Source organism: Candidatus Villigracilis saccharophilus, from assembly GCF_016711665.1.
Genome location: NZ_JADJSO010000059.1, coordinates 1 through 15433 on the forward strand (window position 1 = coordinate 1; position 15433 = coordinate 15433).

Consider the following 15433-nt stretch of genomic DNA (forward strand, 5'->3'; position numbering starts at 1 on the left):
AAGGATTGGTCATTAGCGAAGATGTAGAAGCAAAGATCAAACAGCATCATCCCAGAATGATCTATGTAATTCCTACTTTTCAGGAATCGCCGGGCGGACAACAAGTTTGGAGCGGCGGAGGGCTCTCGCTGAACTGGGCAGCCCGCTATGATATCGTCATTTTAGAAGATGATCCCTACGGCGAGATGCGATATAGCGGAGATGTGTTGCCGCCAATCAAATACTTTGATAAGACTGGTAACGATTTTGCCAACATAGCTTCTCCAAGATTTTTTCTCGGGCTCGCTTGGGTTTTGTCTATGCGGAGAGGAGATCATCAAAAATTCTATGATGCGAAAACCGCCCCAATTCCCACATACGAATGTGGTCACGCAAATTCTATGCGCTGAGTTCTTCAACCGCGGGTTGTTCGAGCCGCACCTGAAATCGATTCGGGATATTCATCGTGAACGCCGCGATGTGATGATGGACTGCATTAAGTCCATGCTGCCTGACCAGGGTGAACTATGTTTACCCCGGACGGCAGCCTGTTCACTTAGGTGGAATTACCTGCGCATGTGGATACAACTTCCATGCTGGAGGAGGCAAAACAGCATAAAGTGGCCTATACTTCGGGCAAAATTCTTTGTGGAAGGACAGTCCATCCACAACAATTGTATGAGAGTTAGCTTTGGCGGCGTCACGCCGAAAATATACAGATCGGAATGGAGCGGCTGTCGTCTGTGATTCGTTCAAGATGTGAGATGGCAAAATAAAAATATCCGAAGTCTTTGCTTCGGATATTTTGGCGAAACTTTTCTTTTACGCGGATAAAAGGCGGGCGGTCAATGTGGTCCGGTGTACTTGCCAGCGCCACAGGAAACAGGACAGCCTCCCTTTGTGGCGGTAGCGATTTCTGGAACTTTTCATCTCTGATATCGGGTACGACCGCCTCGGTGGTCAGGTGGATTTTAGTAATGCGACTCTTGCCGTCGATCACCTCAAGTGTAACCTGCGCCTGAGTTTGTATCTGCGTGGGGGTGAAGCCATTCTTGCCAAGGCCGGAACTGAGCGCCATCGAAAAACAACCTGCGTGGCGCCGCACCGAGCAATTCCTCCGGGGTTGGTGCCTTGACCATCTTCAAAGCGAGAGGACCAAGTGTAAGAGCCTTCATAGGTGCCGAACTTCATGGTTCCTTTTCCCTCTTTTAAAGAACCAGTCCAAATTGCATCTGCATTTCTAGTTGCCATTTCTTTTTCTCCTTTCTATAAATAAAAGTTTGCTACACCAACATTCTGACTGGATTTTCAAGGAAGCCCGCCAGTGCTTGCATGAATTGCGCCGCTTCGGCTCCGTCGCTGATGCGATGGTCTACCGAAATGGTAGCCTTCATTCTCCAGCCCACTTTCAACTCACCATTTTCCACAACAGGAATTTCTCTTGCAGAGGAGATTGCCAATATCCCAGCTTCGGGCGGGTTGACGATGGCGATGAATTCTTCGACATCGTACATGCCCAAATTAGAAGTGGAGAATGTTGAACCATCCACATCTTCGGGCTTAACCTTACCTTCGCGGGCGCGGCCTGCCATAGCTGACTTCGCCCGAGATCTGGCGCAATGTCTTTAGGTCGGTATCTTTGACAACCACGGTCATCAATCCACTGGGGACGGTGACTGCCACGCCGACATTGACATGTCCAATTGGATAATGTCAGTGCCTTTGAGGGTGGCATTCAAGTTAGGGAACTGACGCAGGGACAACGCCACGCCTTTGAGAATAAAGTCATTGACTGATACTTTTCGTTATCTGGCAAATACGCATTGACCTGCTTGCGTATATCCATCAATGCGTCCATCTTGAATTCATGAGTGACGTAGAAGTGCGGGATGGTGGTCTTGGATTCGACGAGACGACGTCCAATTGCTTGACGTAATTTTGTTGTGGCAATCACTTTGTCGTCGTGAGTAATTGGTAATTGGTAATTGGTAACACCTGCACTTGCGCCAGGTGCAAGTGTTGGCTGCGCAGACTGAACATTGCTCACTGATGACTGCCCACTGGAAAGCGCTGCTTCAATATCCTTGCGGACAATTCGTCCACCGGGGCCAGTGCCTTTTATGTTGGACAGATCCACTTTTTGGTCACGCGCAACTTTTTTGGCGAGCGGGCTGGCTTTGACGGGAGCGCCATCAGTGGAAGCAACTGCTTGGTGAGCATAATCAACTGTCGGCGGAGATTGAGGCGCAGGCTTTTCATCCGCCTGCTGCTTTCCGCCTTCCGTCTTCTGCTCACTGACCACTTCGCCTGCTACACCCACCACCGCAATCGGCGCATTGACGGGAACCATCGTGCCTTGATCGACGATGAGTTGCAGGACAACACCGCTTGCAGAAGATTCAACTTCAACGGTGGCTTTGTCGGTTTCGATTTCGGCGAGCACGTCGCCTTTGTTGATGGTCTCGCCAACTGTTTCACCCAACGGACCAGCAAACCCTCCGGCCATATCGAAGCCAAGTTTGGGCATGAAAATTGTTTCAGCCATTATTTCAGAACCTCCTTTACCGCCGCGGTGATGTCAGCCACCTGCGGAGCGCGGCTTGTTCGAGCGTGCGATTGTAGGGAGCGGGACTTCTTTTTGCGCCACGCGGATGATGGGCGCGTCGACGTAATCGAAGGCTCTTCATAAATGCGGCCGACGATCTCGGAGCCGACGCCGTAGGATTTCCAGCCTTCTTCAACGACAACTGCGCGATTTGTTTTCTTGAACGACTCGATCACAGGTTCCATATCCAGCGGACGAAGTGTGCGCAGGTCAACGACTTCAACTTCAATGCCTTGCTTTGAAAGTTCATCGGCGGCTTTCATCGAAAGCTCAAGACCCTTGCAATAGGTGACGATGGTCACATCTTTACCTGCGCGCTGCACTTTGGATTTGCCGATCGGGATGGTGTACTCGCCTTCAGGCACTTCGCCGCGGACTTGATACATGGTTGCGTGTTCGATGAAAAGAATCGGATCATTCGACCTGATAGCTGATTTCAAAAGACCCTTGCCATCTTCTGGCGTTCCGGGGCTGACGACTTTGAGGCCGGGGAAGTGCGCGAAGATGGCATCCAGGAGTCTGGAGTGTGTTGCGCCAAGCTGACGTCCGCCGCCGCCGACCGCACGAATGACCATCGGGAGGGTGGAACTGTCCGCCGAACATGTAATGCAATTTTGCCGCTTGATTGACAATGTAGTCCATCGCAGAGAAACCAAAGTTGATGGTCATCAATTCCGCAATGGGGCGTTGACCCACCATCGCCGCACCGATCGCGCCGCCGATGATGGCGTTCTCTGCAATCGGTGTATCTTTGACACGCGCCGCGCCGTATTTGTCATAAAAGCCTTTGGTCACGGCATAGGTGCCGCCCCAAACGCCGACCTCTTCACCCATGATAAAGACTTTGGGGTCGCGGTCCATTTCTTCCATAAGAGCTTGCGAGATCGCCTCGCGCATTGTGATTTTTGCCATGTTTAATTTCCTTCGTCATGTCGTTGCGAGAAGCGCTCTTGTTCTTCGCGACGAAGCAATCTCATCGTAAGTGGAGATTGCTTCGGGCTAGCGCCCTCGCAATGACATAAATTTAGTCCGCGTAAATATCCGTAAACAACTCTTCCATCGCAGGTTCGGGACTTGCCTCGGCGAATTCAACAGCCTTTTGCACTTCCTCTTCCACGCGTGCTTCGATCTCATCCAAAGCCTTGGCGCTGGCAATCTTCTTTTCGATCAATTGCTTGTTGAAAATTCCGATCGGATCATTTTCCTGCCACTTCTTGACTTCTTCCGCTTTGCGATAGCGTTCCCGGATCGCCCATCGAATGTCCACGGAAGCGATAGGTATCAATTTCAAGCAGATATGGTTGGCTTTCCTTGCGGATAAAATCCAGAGCTTCCTTTGAAGCTTCATAAACTTTCATTACGTCCATGCCGTCAACTTGGCCGTTCTTCCATACCGTAGCCTTCAGCCTTCTGGCGGATCTCGGTCACAGCCGAAGCGCGGTCAACTGCGGTTCCCATGCCATATTGATTGTTTTCGCAAACCCACAACACACGCAAATTCCAGGTCTTGGCAATATTCAAGGCTTCATGGAAGTAACCGATGTTGGTCGCGCCATCACCAAACATACAGATGGTGATATTGTCATTGCCAGCGTATTGATCGCCGATCGCGAAGCCCTGAAGCGATGGGGAGATGCCGCCCACAATGGCATGTCCGCCCCACATATTCTTGAGGTATCCGCCATGTGCATCGAGCCGCCCTTGCCCTTCGACATGCCTGTCGCTTTGCCGAGTAATTCTGCCATCACTTCATTGGCAGAAATTCCGCAATTCAGCGCCACGCCATGATCGCGATAGGCTGTGATGACACGGTCCCGCTCTTCACGAGCTGCGATCAAACCAGTTGACACTGCTTCCTGTCCGATATACAAGTGCATAAAGCCGCCGATCTTGCCAGCCAGATATGCTCCGCGCCGCGTTCTTCGAGACGGCGGATCAAAACCATTTGGTGATACAGATCTAATTGTTGTTCTTTCTTCATTATTCGCTCCGCTAAAAGATTGCAAAAATAACACCAGAATACCTCTGGCGTTGTGTAATAAGCAAACACGGCATTATATCAGAGAAAGTTAGGCAAGTTTTGAACATGATAGGCTTTTGAGAGTTCAAGATCAGCTTTCCAATTCTCCCCCAAGTGTACGAGAAGAAAATCCGCCAACTGGTAGGTGTGGTTATAGGATTATTACACTAGAATGAAATTACAGAATTCGTTACGAACATCATCTATTATCTCAAGGAGAATCCATCATGAATCTTAAACTCACCCCGCCCAAAGAAATCACTTTCTGGATCGCAGTCGCTTTAGGCCTGCTTGGTCTGTTCAGCTTTCTGGGCGTATTTACCCTGCTTCCGATCGAAGCCTTCTGGCTTTTGTTCATCGGGTTTGCTTTGCTCGTGGTTGCCCTTTTCGTCAAAGGCCTTTAAACTACTTTCAGAATATTTACTCCCTGCCGCACAGCAGGGAGTATTTTTTTAAGATACAATAAAAATATGAACTGGTTTACAGGCGGCGCGCACGGTGAAGCAAAAAGACTCATCAACCAATTTACGGATTCCACGAAGCGGGATGCCGCCGCAAGGGAATTGATTCAACTGGGCGCAGACTCAGTGCCGCCGTTGATCGACGCGCTTCAGACTCAAGACTTGGGCCTGCTCCTGTATTATCAGCAGATTCTCGCCCGAATCCCCTCCGCCACACCCTTGCTGACCAAGACGCTTTCGACAGCGCACCCGATTATCCGCGCGAGAGTTGTCGAAATATTGGGCATTAGCAAAGATAAAACCGCCATCCCTGCGTTACTTGACGCTGTAAAGGGTGAATACTTTACCGTCCGTTCCCGCGCCGCGCTCGCCCTGGCGAATATTGGCGATGCTCAAGTCCTGCCAGTTCTTTTGCCTCTGCTCAAAGACAGGGAGAGCGAAGTCCGTAGTGCGGCTTGTATTGCGGTTGCAAAATTCTGCGACCCTTCCACCTTTGATGACATTACAAATATTTTGCTTGATGATCCGATCATGGATGTGCGCCGTTCTGCGGCGCGCTCTTTGGGCGATACAAAACATCCCGCCGCGCTGCCGTTTCTGATGGAAGCCTTGCGCGATTCATCCTGGTGGTTTGAACAGGAGGAAGCCGCTGCAGACTTATTAATCGCAATTGAAAAAATGGGATCTGTTGCCGTAGCCCCGTTGATCGAAGCGCTTAGTGACAAGGAAGGCACTGTCCGCAAGTATGCGGCGATCACGCTCGGCAGAATTCACGATCCACGCGCCATCGACGAATTGGGCATGACGATCTATGATCTGCATCACGAGGTCGGAAAAGCCGCCGCGGAAGCGCTCGCAAAATTTGGTGCGCCGATCGTGGATATTTTCATCGGAGCCTTAAGTCACCCCGAGGCTGCAGTGCGTGAAAATTCATTGGTTGCGTTAAGCAAGATTCAAGATGAACGTGTTGTGCCTGTTTTGATCGAAATGCTCCAGGACCCTGCAAAAAAGATGTCCAACGGCAAGCCTTGCTGGCACTGGGCGCTTTAAAGAGATTCCCGCGCAATTCCTGCTTTGGAAGGTATCATCGCTAATCGTGCGGACAGGGAAATGTCTGCTTTGGCGAAACAAATTATCGAAAATATAAAAAAACCAATTTTTTGTTGTAAGCAATCTCTTCATTGGCCTGAATTCGGATATTTACTGGTAATGAGTAAATTATGCGCCGTATCCACTCGCTGTAGGCTGTGCAGTCTGTTGTGGCAATACTGGTTCCATTAATCGCCTCAGCACATTGACTCTGGGTTATATGCTCCCAATGAATTTTTACGCTAGATGTGGCTCTTGGCAGCGAATCAGCTCTTTATGTTTTGCGGGTTGAACGTGGAGCTGATTTTGGTCTGACACAGTACACTAACCCCCATTTGGGATAAAACCCCCTTTGCCCCCTACTTTGTTCCCCCCTGGCTGTATTGTTATACAGTGGATTAACAGTGAAAAATAGAGAATATTTCCAATATCCTTCGCTGGACATGGTGCCGTGCATGAAGGTAAATGGAGGCGATTTTATTTTGAAAGGGTATTCAGGTGGAATAATTATCCAAAATACTTCGCCAGTTGAAAAAATCGGATTATTTTATATTGACGTGGAATTCAGGTCGTACTCTTTCTGCTTTTTTTGAATTTGGAATTGCTGACTACGGATTAAATGGATAATTTATATGAAATATATCGTATAATGATTTTGAATATTATCAGTGAAGAGATGGAAAAATGAAAAAGAAACCGATCTATATAATGATTTTGTCGTTCTTTGTGTTTTTACCGCTACGACTCCGTTAACGTCGCCTGGCAGCGCAAGCGCCCAGTCACCCACGAACACGCCGATCAATATTGGCAACTTCGTCTGGGACGACCTGGATCAGGACGGCACCCAGGATGCCGGTGAACCGGGTTTGGCGGAGTGAGCGTGCAGTTGTGGAATTCGGCAAAAACCAACTGATCAATACGCCGACCCCGACGCGCACGCCCACGCCGATCAATATTGGCAACTTCGTCTGGGACGACCTGGATCAGGACGGCACCAGGATGCCGGTGAACCCGGGTTTGGCCGGGGTGAGCGTGCAGTTGTGGAATGCAGCGAAAAATCAACTGATCAATTCAACCTCGACCAGTGCGGGCGGCGCATACACGCTGGTGGCCCCGATCCCTGGGAACTACCGTGTGCGTGTGGTCTTGCCTTCCGCATCGGATGGCTTCTCTCCCAAAGACGCGGCGGTGAATGACCAGACTGACAGTGATATCAACCCGAGCGGGGTCGATCTTGGGTTCACAGATACTTTCAATATCGCCTCGAATGTGATCAGCACCACCATCTACGATGCCGGGATCATTAAATTCAAAACGCCGACCCCGACGCGCACGCCCACGCCGATCAATATTGGCAACTTCGTCTGGGACGACCTGGATCAGGACGGCACCCAGGATGCTGATGAGCCCGGGTTTGGCCCGGAGTGAGCGTGCAGTTGTGGAATGCAGCGAAAAACCAACTGATCAATTCAACCTCGACCAGTGCGAGCGGCGCATACACGCTGGTGGCCCCGATCCCGGGAACTACCGTGTGCGTGTGGTCTTGCCTTCCGCATCGGATGCCTTCTCTCCCAAAGACGCGGCGGTGAATGACCAGACTGACAGTGATATCAACCCGAGCGGGGTCGATCTTGGGTTCACAGATACTTTCAATATCGCCTCGAATGTGATCAGCACCACCATCTACGATGCCGGGATCATTAAATTCAAAACGCCGACCCCGACGCGCACGCCCACGCCGATCAATATTGGCAACCTTGTCTGGCATGATCTGAATGGCAACGGCATCCAGGACGCCGGTGAACCAGGAATCGCCGGCATAACTGTACAGTTGTGGAATGCAGCGAAAAATAACCTGATTTTTAGTGCCGTAACCAATGCCAACGGCATTTACACTGTCATTGCGCCAGTGCAGGTGACTATCGTGTGCGGGTTGTGCCATTCAACGGTTCCTCATTTTCTCCGAAGAACCAGGGCGCAGATGATACGAAAGATAGTGATATCAATGCAAGCATCTTTTCGGCGGATTATGGTTTTAGCGATATTTTCACCATCGCCACTAATGTCATATCGACAACGATCTATGATGCGGGACTGAGCATTGTGGGTCCCCACCCACAATGACGCCGACCCACACCCACGCCCATGCCCGGGAAACACTTCTACTCCCTCACCGACACCTGGTTTTATCACCCTGGGGTCTTCCGCCCGAGCAACGGGCTTTTGTACCTGAAGAATCAAAACACCTCAGGCTTTGCCGACATCGCGATCAATTACGGCCTCGCGGGAGATTATCCTGTGGCTGGCGACTGGGACGGCAGTGGAACGGACACCATCGGCATTTACCGCAACGGCTCCTTCTACCTGCGCAACTCCAACACACTTGGCTTTGCCGATCTGGTTATCGCTTTCGGGCTTCCCGGTGACCAGCCGGTGGTCGGGGATTGGAACGGAGACGGCATTGACACCATCGGTATCTATAGACCCTCGACTGGACAATTCCAATTAGGGATCTCAACATGAGCGGGCCGGCAGATATGATTTTTTATCTTGGAAATGTGGGCGATGTGGGCATAGCAGGCGATTGGAACGGAGACGGCTCTGACACCACCGGCGTCTTCCGCCCGAGCAATGGCGTGATCTTCCTGAAGAATGCCAACACAACAGGTTTCGCAGATGTGGCGCTGAATTATGGACTGGCGGGCGACCTGCCCGTCACGGCGACTGGAACAACGACGGCATAGATACCATCGGCGTCTATCGCAACGCCCAGTTCTACCTGCGCAACAGCAACACGATCGGCTTTGCGGATATCAACTTTGCGCTGGGCAACCCTGGCGACATGCCGATCGCAGGCAATTGGGATGGGCTGCCGTAATCTGGCCTGCCCTTGACTTTATTGGTAATTAAAAAAATCGCCCCGAAGGTGCTGCTATGCGCTTAAATTACTCGAAATAAACCTTCGGGATGGTGCATGTCTCATAACCATTAATAAGCAGTGTTTTGCTAAATCTCCAAAAATTTGAAGATCGCTGGCGCAATCTCTGTGAGGTCGCGAATATCCTTTTTGGAATTCGCGACGATTGTTTAAATTCCCAAATAAGAGCAGCGGCACATTTGCATCTGTATGCCTGCGGGTGGACAGGTCTTCCATGTTGCCATGATCAGATGTAAGCACGATCAACCCTTCTTCTGCCTGCCACGCTTCGAGAAGCCCTTTCAACACTGAATCAAAGGTTTCCAATTGGCGTATTGCCCAATCCATATCCTGTTTGTGACCTGCGTAATCACTGGCCCAATATTCGAAAAATGAAAAGTCATATTGGCTGGCGAGTTCGGCCACTTTTCTTCCCGCTTCTTCCGATTCGTATAATGGAGAATCATCCAGCTTCATGAATTCACGCCAGCCTGCGCCAGTGAAATCAGCGGAAAGCGCGCGGCCTGCATAAAAATCATCCTGCGTGAAGAGCGGCAGACCTGCATTACTCACTGCCTGCGGGATTGCGGAATAAAGCCGTTTGCCAGAATCGATCCCATCAAAATAGCGTGGGGGATAAGCGTTAAGTAACGCAGCCTTTTTGCCCGCGTTGACAGTTTTTGCGAAGATGGTTTTTCCATCCAAATATTGAGCCACTTCGGGGTTTGGTTTGGGGCCGTAGTGATAGCCCAACTCGGCAGGGATGTTGATTCCTGTTAACAGCACACTCTGTCCCGTTGCAGATTGGGGAAAGCCTTTCACGCCCAAGTTCGGGTCAACTGAAAGTAATGTTGCTTGCTCACCTTCAAAAGGCGCGGATTCCTGAATAAGAGTCCGCCCGCCGAGTAGAGAATTTAAATACGGCATCTTGGCGCGCGTGAACGGATTTTTTTCGGGGTTGTTTTCGCCAAGCCCGATGCCATCGAGGAAGAGGAAGAGGAGTTTCATAAAATACCAGTAATTAGTGAATAGTGATCAGTAATCAATTTACAGAAAATACAAAGAAGATTTATTGTGCAAATCCCGATATAGAATATAAATAGTGGATTATCCAAAACCCTGAAGGGGTGATGTGGTTTTTTGATACAAAAACCATGCCGAGTGGCGTTCTTTTTTGTCGAAGCCATCGCGGCGGGAGATGAGGTTTAATGCCTGAGTTGAGATCATATCAAAGTCTGAGGCAACAAGCCCGGGTCCAGTTTGAAGCGTGTCTGGTTTGAAGAATCCGTACATTAACCAGAATCCATTTGGGGCGAGGATTCTATCCAACTGAGTCAGATAATCCACCTTATTTTCAACCCCGTGAAAACAGCCAATATCAAGGGCAAGTTCAAATTGCGAATCGACTTTGAAGTTGGTCACATCACCGACCAGCAATTTTGCATTGATGTTCTGCTTTTTGAGTTTGCGCCTTGCGACCTGGATGGCGAGTGAGGCAAAATCTATACCTGTAACTTGCCAGCCTGTTTTTGCCAGCGTGATGAGATTCGTGCCCGTGCCGCAGCCGAGATCAATGGCGCGGCCCGCGGGATGGGATTGGATGAATTGAAATAGTTCGGGCGGGGTGATGCCGCTGTCCCAGGAGGGTTTGCGGAAATACCAAAGGTTAAATGTAAGGCGGCGGAGGAAGCTCATTTGATTGAGTCGCGAATTTTTTGCGGATCAAATTCGCCGATGGTGCGCCAGAGTTCATTGCCTTGCGCGTCGAAGAAAATAAAAGTGGGCGTGTATTGAAAATCGTACAGGGGAGCAAGTTCCATGCCAACTTTTTCCTGAATATTTAATCTTATGAAGTGAATGCGGTCACCAAGTTCCTGTTCAAGCTCGTCAACGGCGGGCTTCAATGCGGTGCAGGCCAGTCAGTAGGGGGATTGGAATTCAAGCAAAACTGGTTTGCCTGAGCCGATCATGGCTTGTACCGATTTGGCATTGTTCATGAAAATTGTTTGGCGCGGATGTAATATCACCCAACCGACAATGAATGCAGCCACAATGGCGCCAAATATCAGGTAGTTCTTGAATTTAGGTTTGTTTCCAAGCAGAAAAAATCCTGCCGCTATGATCAGCAGGATGGATATCGCGACAAATGAGTATTGGTTGATCAGGATGTTCACAGGACGCTCAGCCGATATCTTAATGTCATATTTTGTCTGTGACGTTCACACTTTGACAATTCACTTGAGTTCTTTTACAATCGGACAACTTGCCTTCAGGCATACCGTCATAAAATGCCGAGTAAGGCAGGATAATCAACAGATTTACATCCTATGACTTGAGGAAGGGCTTTTTCGATGAAAGAGTATACCACCGAGTTTCTTCGCAACATCGCGCTTGTATCGCATGGCGGCGCGGGTAAAACAATGTTGGCGGAGGCTTTTCTACATGCAACTGGGGCAACCACCCGTTTGGGTAAGGTTGAAGACGGTACGACCGCATCGGATTATGACGATGAGGAACACCGCCGCAAGATCTCCATTTATTCAAGCGTAATCCCAATCGAGCACCGCGATCATAAAATAAATATTATAGACGCGCCAGGCTACACTGATTTTGTAGGCGAGATTATCTCTGCCTTAAGTGTCGCTGATGGCGCGGTTATTTTAGTAGATGCTGTCTCTGGTATCGAAGTCGGTACTGAGCTGGCATGGCGTTATGCAGATGAATTCAATCTGCCGCGCTTTTTTGTAATTAACAAGATGGATCGCGATAACGCGAACTTTGAAGAAACTTATGATGCCATTGAAGCTTTTGTAAAGGCGCATGGCAAACGCGCCATCAAAGTCCATTTGCCGATTGGCGAGAAGGCTGGTTTCAAAGGCGTAGTGGACATCATTGGCATGAAATCCTATTTGGGCGATGGTAAAACCACAGCAGATATCCCGGCGGATCTAAAAGAAGCGGCGGAAGCTGCGCATTTTGCGCTCGTCGAAGCTGCGGCTGAAGGCGAAGACGAGTTGATGGAGAAGTACCTCGAGAACGGTTCTCTGACCGACGCCGAGATGGTGCGCGGTCTGGAAGATGTGGTTTACGCTGGAGCATTTGTGCCGGTCTTCTGTGCCGCGGGCGGACATGAAGTTGGCGCAATTGCGCTCCTCAACGATATCATTGACCTGATGCCTTCTCCGTTGCAAGCCACATCTGCGCGTGTCGCGAAGGGCAAAGATGGTGATGAGCATCTCAAGCCGTCTGACACTAGCCCATTGTCTGCATATGTGTGGAAGACCACAGCTGACCCGTTCGTGGGCAAGATGACGTACTTCCGTGTATTCTCCGGTTCAGTCCAGGCGGATGGTCACATCTGGAACCAAACCAGAGGCGCGGACGAACGTGTATCCGGTCTGCACTTCCAGCGCGGCAAGGAAGCGATCCCAACGAAAGTTGTGCACGCCGGTGATATCGCAGTGGTATCCAAATTAACGGTAACAGTGACAGGCGATTCCTTCTGCGACAAGGGACACCCGCTCACAATTGAAAAACCAAAATTCCCTGCGGCGTTGTATCGTGTTGCTATTACTCCAAAGAGTCAAGCCGATGCCGCGAAGATCTCCCCAACTTTGACTCGCTTGTGCGAAGAAGATATGACCCTCGTTTGGGTGAATGATCCGATCACTCACGAAACCGTTTTACAGGGCATGGGCGACCAGCACATTGATGTGGCGTTGCATCGCGCTCAAACCAAGTTCCAGGTGGGGCTTGCTACCCACGAACCGCGTGTTCCATACCGTGAAGGGATTACACGCAAAGCCAGCGGTCAATACCGCCACAAGAAGCAAAGCGGTGGCTCAGGTCAATTTGGCGAGGTGCATCTGCGCATTGAGCCATTGCCGACAGCCGATTTTGAGTTTACCGATGAACTTGTTGGTATGAACCTTTCCAAATCCTATTTACCCCCAATCGAAAAAGGCATTAAAGCCACCATGGAACGGGGAGCCTTTGCAGGTTATCCCATGAGTAATGTCAAAGTGATTGTTTATGATGGCAAGGAACATGAAGTCGATTCCAAGCCGCTCGCCTTTGAAATTGCGGGACGCGAAGCCTTCAAATTGGCAGTCCATGATGCGGGTCCTGTTTTGTTCGAGCCGATCATGACCATCCGTGTCACGGTGCCGGACGCGAACATGGGCGATGTGATGAGTGATCTCAGCACCCGCCGCGGACGCGTGCAGGGAACAGACTCTGAGCATGGCAATACCATCATTGTGGCGCACGTCCCGATGGCTGAGTTATTGCGCTATACCACCCAACTCCGTTCCATCACCGGTGGGCGCGGATACTTTACAATGGACTTTGATCATTACGATACAGTCCCGTCTCATATTACTGGTCCGATCATCGAAGCGCATAAAAAGGAAATGGAAGCTAAGAAGGAAGAGCAAGGCGGTATGTAGTTTTGCGGCTTGTAAGAGTTTTAGAAAGTCCTGGAGAATCACATCTTCAGGACTTTTACATTTTGGGGAGAACTTTCACCCTTCGACAAACTTCAGGGAACCCTTTATACTTCTGCCATGCCAACTGTCCGTTTTCCCGCTCTCATGAAATATTACGTGGACAACCAGAGTGAGTTCATCGTCGAGGGGACGACCATTGCTGTGCTGCTTGATAATATTGTTCTGCGCTATCCGACCCTGAAGACACATTTATTTGATGCAAAGGGTGACTTACGCCGTCACTTTAATATTTTTGTAAATGGCGTTCATTCACGTGAATTGAACGGGATGAAGACAATTTTGAAGGAAGACGACAAGGTGATCCTGATGGCATCCGCGGCGGGGGGGTGATCGTGGTTGTCTCAGGTTTTATTTATGCGTAAGTCCTTTCCTTATCGTGACTACATTCCTGCGGTGGGAATGGTAGTTTCATTGTTCGTGGTTTACCTGTTGACCATGGCGCCTGGGTTGACCTGGGCAAATGAAAGTTCTGATGGGGGAGACCTGATTACTGCCGCTGCTGTTGGCGGGGTGGCGCATCCAACGGGATATCCTGTTTACCTTTTTATTTCACGTTTGTTTCAATTATTGCCAGTCGGCACCCTTGCTTTTCGCACAAATTTATTATCCGCATTTGCAGCTATTCTGACTTCGTTGATGATCTATCGCCTTGTTAACAAACTTGTTGCGCCGGGCAATGGGGCAAAAATCTCGGGAATGGTATCTGCACTTGCTTTCGGACTTGCTCCATTGATCTGGTCGCAGGCTGTTGTCACGGAAGTCTATACTTTACACGCCTTGTTTGTGATCGCTATTCTATATCAATCATCAGACCATTTAATAATGCAGCTCCCTGGGAAATGGTTGAACGTATTATCTGGGCTCGTATTTGGGTTGGGAATGGGAAATCACCTCACAACCGTTCTGCTTTTTCCCGTTCTTATTTTCTCGGTTTTTCCTTCTGAAAAGTGGAGACTGGACTGGCGGACTATATTTCAGCGATTACTTTGGATGGGAATAGGCCTGCTGGCATATATTTCACTGCCTTTGCGTGCTGCGTCTTTACCGAAATTGAATTGGGGGAATCCAGTCACGCCTCAAAACTTCATCTGGCTGGTTTCAGGAAAACTATATCACCGGCAAATTTTTGATCTATCTCCTCAAGATGTTTGGCTGCGGATTCGGTCTGTTGCGGACATGTTGATTGACCAGTTTGGGATCGTTGGTTTGGTCGTTGGATTGTTTGGTTTGATCGTTTTTTATCAGCCGACACGCCTATACCTTAACACGATCTGGACTGCGTTCATATTTATATTCTTCGCGATCGGATACGCAACCTTTGATTCCTATATGTACCTCATGCCGGTGTTTTTATGCTTTGCAATATGGATCGGCATCGGTGTGGATGGGTTGACCGACATGCTCAATCACCGATTTCAAAAAATAGGATCGGTGATCGGTTTGTTGGTCCTTTTGTCTTTATTCTTCCAGGCTGGGCGTCATTGGTCGACGGTGGATGCTTCGCGGGATATGCGTGCGGAACAATTTGGAAAAACAGTGATGCTTCAAGCGCCTGTGGATGCAATTGTGTTTGCAGAAGGGGATAAGGCAATTTTCACATTGTGGTACTTTCACTATGCACTGCATGAACGGCGGGACCTGATTGTGATCGCAACCGACCTGCTTCACTTTGATTGGTATCAGGAAAGTTTGCAGATAAATTATCCACAGTTGAATTTGCCACTTCCATCCCCCTTTGATTCCACTGTGATCGCTGCAAACCCTGGTCGGCCAGCCTGCCAGGTTGAGTTCATTGATGAAATGAAATTATCCTGCCAGCCTGCAGAATTACCATAAAAACGAAGAAAGGCATAT

At 49.6% G+C, this 15433-nt stretch carries 20 protein-coding genes and 5 pseudogenes; 11 read left to right on the plus strand and 14 right to left on the minus strand.

What is annotated here, in order from left to right; genetic code table 11:
• Nucleotides 1-389, plus strand: a pseudogene (locus IPL17_RS18480) (hypothetical protein); the annotation flags it as partial.
• A gap of 290 nt (nucleotides 390-679) precedes the next feature.
• On the opposite strand, the gene IPL17_RS18485 reads toward IPL17_RS18480, so the two are convergent.
• The 10 genes and pseudogenes from IPL17_RS18485 to IPL17_RS18530 all read right to left on the minus strand — a co-directional run bounded on the left by IPL17_RS18485 (nucleotide 680) and on the right by IPL17_RS18530 (nucleotide 4599).
• Complete coding sequence (locus IPL17_RS18485; RefSeq protein WP_345308564.1) at nucleotides 680-1084, minus strand: hypothetical protein; 405 nt, start codon at nucleotides 1082-1084, stop codon at nucleotides 680-682.
• 178 nt (nucleotides 1085-1262) lie between these two features.
• Nucleotides 1263-1635, minus strand: a pseudogene (locus IPL17_RS18490) (2-oxo acid dehydrogenase subunit E2).
• A gap of 79 nt (nucleotides 1636-1714) precedes the next feature.
• Entirely contained in the window at nucleotides 1715-2524 is an 810-nt protein-coding gene (locus IPL17_RS18495) for an E3 binding domain-containing protein (RefSeq protein ID WP_345308565.1), read from the minus strand.
• Nucleotides 2524-3024, minus strand: coding sequence for a transketolase C-terminal domain-containing protein (locus tag IPL17_RS18500; protein WP_345308682.1), 501 nt, complete (start codon nucleotides 3022-3024; stop codon nucleotides 2524-2526). The genes IPL17_RS18495 and IPL17_RS18500 overlap by 1 nt, the downstream gene beginning before the upstream one ends.
• Nucleotides 3025-3159, minus strand: a pseudogene (locus tag IPL17_RS18505) (alpha-ketoacid dehydrogenase subunit beta); the annotation flags it as partial.
• A 70-nt stretch (nucleotides 3160-3229) separates the two neighbouring features.
• Nucleotides 3230-3496: pseudogene (locus IPL17_RS18510) on the minus strand (alpha-ketoacid dehydrogenase subunit beta); the annotation flags it as partial.
• 112 nt (nucleotides 3497-3608) lie between these two features.
• A complete protein-coding gene (locus IPL17_RS18515; protein ID WP_345308683.1) occupies nucleotides 3609-3866 on the minus strand; it encodes a thiamine pyrophosphate-dependent enzyme in 258 nt (85 codons plus the stop codon).
• A 1-nt stretch (nucleotide 3867) separates the two neighbouring features.
• Nucleotides 3868-3951, minus strand: a pseudogene (locus IPL17_RS18520) (hypothetical protein); the annotation flags it as partial.
• 4 nt (nucleotides 3952-3955) lie between these two features.
• Entirely contained in the window at nucleotides 3956-4219 is a 264-nt protein-coding gene (locus IPL17_RS18525; RefSeq protein ID WP_345308684.1) for a thiamine pyrophosphate-dependent enzyme, read from the minus strand.
• On the minus strand, nucleotides 4102-4599 hold the full coding sequence (locus tag IPL17_RS18530) for a thiamine pyrophosphate-dependent enzyme (RefSeq protein ID WP_345308566.1): 498 nt from the start codon (nucleotides 4597-4599) through the stop codon (nucleotides 4102-4104). The genes IPL17_RS18525 and IPL17_RS18530 overlap by 118 nt, the downstream gene beginning before the upstream one ends.
• A 232-nt stretch (nucleotides 4600-4831) precedes the next feature.
• Between IPL17_RS18530 and IPL17_RS18535 the strand changes: the two genes are divergently transcribed.
• From IPL17_RS18535 to IPL17_RS18565, 7 genes are all read left to right on the plus strand, one after another.
• Nucleotides 4832-5008, plus strand: a complete 177-nt coding sequence (locus tag IPL17_RS18535; protein WP_345308567.1) for a hypothetical protein — start codon at nucleotides 4832-4834, stop codon at nucleotides 5006-5008.
• Nucleotides 5009-5074: 66 nt separating this feature from the next.
• Nucleotides 5075-6115, plus strand: coding sequence for a HEAT repeat domain-containing protein (locus IPL17_RS18540; protein ID WP_345308568.1), 1041 nt, complete (start codon nucleotides 5075-5077; stop codon nucleotides 6113-6115).
• Between the two features lie 707 nt (nucleotides 6116-6822).
• The gene (locus tag IPL17_RS18545) at nucleotides 6823-7032 is read left to right on the plus strand and encodes a hypothetical protein (RefSeq protein WP_345308569.1); all 210 of its coding nucleotides are present in this window, start codon (nucleotides 6823-6825) and stop codon (nucleotides 7030-7032) included.
• A gap of 10 nt (nucleotides 7033-7042) precedes the next feature.
• Nucleotides 7043-7582 (plus strand): SdrD B-like domain-containing protein, encoded by a 540-nt coding sequence (locus tag IPL17_RS18550; protein WP_345308570.1) that lies wholly within the window; start codon nucleotides 7043-7045, stop codon nucleotides 7580-7582.
• Between the two features lie 10 nt (nucleotides 7583-7592).
• Entirely contained in the window at nucleotides 7593-8252 is a 660-nt protein-coding gene (locus IPL17_RS18555) for an SdrD B-like domain-containing protein (protein WP_345308571.1), read from the plus strand.
• Nucleotides 8253-8299: 47 nt separating this feature from the next.
• Complete coding sequence (locus IPL17_RS18560) at nucleotides 8300-8677, plus strand: hypothetical protein (RefSeq protein ID WP_345308572.1); 378 nt, start codon at nucleotides 8300-8302, stop codon at nucleotides 8675-8677.
• The gene (locus IPL17_RS18565) at nucleotides 8674-8898 is read left to right on the plus strand and encodes a hypothetical protein (protein ID WP_345308573.1); all 225 of its coding nucleotides are present in this window, start codon (nucleotides 8674-8676) and stop codon (nucleotides 8896-8898) included. The genes IPL17_RS18560 and IPL17_RS18565 overlap by 4 nt, the downstream gene beginning before the upstream one ends.
• Nucleotides 8899-9086: 188 nt before the next feature.
• On the opposite strand, the gene IPL17_RS18570 is transcribed toward IPL17_RS18565, so the two are convergent.
• The 4 genes from IPL17_RS18570 to IPL17_RS18585 form a co-directional block, all read right to left on the minus strand.
• On the minus strand, nucleotides 9087-10079 hold the full coding sequence (locus IPL17_RS18570; RefSeq protein WP_345308574.1) for a peptidase: 993 nt from the start codon (nucleotides 10077-10079) through the stop codon (nucleotides 9087-9089).
• A 99-nt stretch (nucleotides 10080-10178) separates the two neighbouring features.
• The gene (locus IPL17_RS18575; RefSeq protein WP_345308575.1) at nucleotides 10179-10766 is read right to left on the minus strand and encodes a class I SAM-dependent methyltransferase; all 588 of its coding nucleotides are present in this window, start codon (nucleotides 10764-10766) and stop codon (nucleotides 10179-10181) included.
• A complete protein-coding gene (locus IPL17_RS18580; RefSeq protein ID WP_345308576.1) occupies nucleotides 10763-10975 on the minus strand; it encodes a thioredoxin family protein in 213 nt (70 codons plus the stop codon). Before IPL17_RS18580 ends, IPL17_RS18575 begins: the two co-directional genes overlap by 4 nt.
• 15 nt (nucleotides 10976-10990) lie before the next feature.
• Nucleotides 10991-11245: a hypothetical protein gene (locus IPL17_RS18585; protein ID WP_345308577.1), complete on the minus strand. Its 255-nt coding sequence runs from the start codon at nucleotides 11243-11245 to the stop codon at nucleotides 10991-10993.
• 177 nt (nucleotides 11246-11422) lie between these two features.
• Between IPL17_RS18585 and fusA the strand changes: the two genes are divergently transcribed.
• From fusA to IPL17_RS18600, 3 genes are all read left to right on the plus strand, one after another.
• A complete protein-coding gene (gene fusA / locus IPL17_RS18590) occupies nucleotides 11423-13519 on the plus strand; it encodes an elongation factor G (protein WP_345308578.1) in 2097 nt (698 codons plus the stop codon).
• 117 nt (nucleotides 13520-13636) lie between these two features.
• Nucleotides 13637-13909 (plus strand): MoaD/ThiS family protein, encoded by a 273-nt coding sequence (locus IPL17_RS18595; protein WP_345308579.1) that lies wholly within the window; start codon nucleotides 13637-13639, stop codon nucleotides 13907-13909.
• A gap of 24 nt (nucleotides 13910-13933) precedes the next feature.
• Nucleotides 13934-15415, plus strand: coding sequence for a DUF2723 domain-containing protein (locus IPL17_RS18600; RefSeq protein WP_345308580.1), 1482 nt, complete (start codon nucleotides 13934-13936; stop codon nucleotides 15413-15415).
• Nucleotides 15416-15433 lie beyond the last annotated feature (18 nt).

Coding starts and splice junctions, on each gene's coding strand:
- IPL17_RS18495 (WP_345308565.1), bottom strand. CDS start 2,524: ATGGCTGAAACAATTTTCATGCCCAAACTTGGCTTCGATATGGCCGGA.
- IPL17_RS18570 (WP_345308574.1), bottom strand. CDS start 10,079: ATGAAACTCCTCTTCCTCTTCCTCGATGGCATCGGGCTTGGCGAAAAC.
- IPL17_RS18565 (WP_345308573.1), top strand. CDS start 8,674: ATGAGCGGGCCGGCAGATATGATTTTTTATCTTGGAAATGTGGGCGAT.
- IPL17_RS18560 (WP_345308572.1), top strand. CDS start 8,300: ATGCCCGGGAAACACTTCTACTCCCTCACCGACACCTGGTTTTATCAC.
- IPL17_RS18600 (WP_345308580.1), top strand. CDS start 13,934: ATGCGTAAGTCCTTTCCTTATCGTGACTACATTCCTGCGGTGGGAATG.
- IPL17_RS18575 (WP_345308575.1), bottom strand. CDS start 10,766: ATGAGCTTCCTCCGCCGCCTTACATTTAACCTTTGGTATTTCCGCAAA.
- fusA (WP_345308578.1), top strand. CDS start 11,423: ATGAAAGAGTATACCACCGAGTTTCTTCGCAACATCGCGCTTGTATCG.
- IPL17_RS18595 (WP_345308579.1), top strand. CDS start 13,637: ATGCCAACTGTCCGTTTTCCCGCTCTCATGAAATATTACGTGGACAAC.
- IPL17_RS18540 (WP_345308568.1), top strand. CDS start 5,075: ATGAACTGGTTTACAGGCGGCGCGCACGGTGAAGCAAAAAGACTCATC.
- IPL17_RS18535 (WP_345308567.1), top strand. CDS start 4,832: ATGAATCTTAAACTCACCCCGCCCAAAGAAATCACTTTCTGGATCGCA.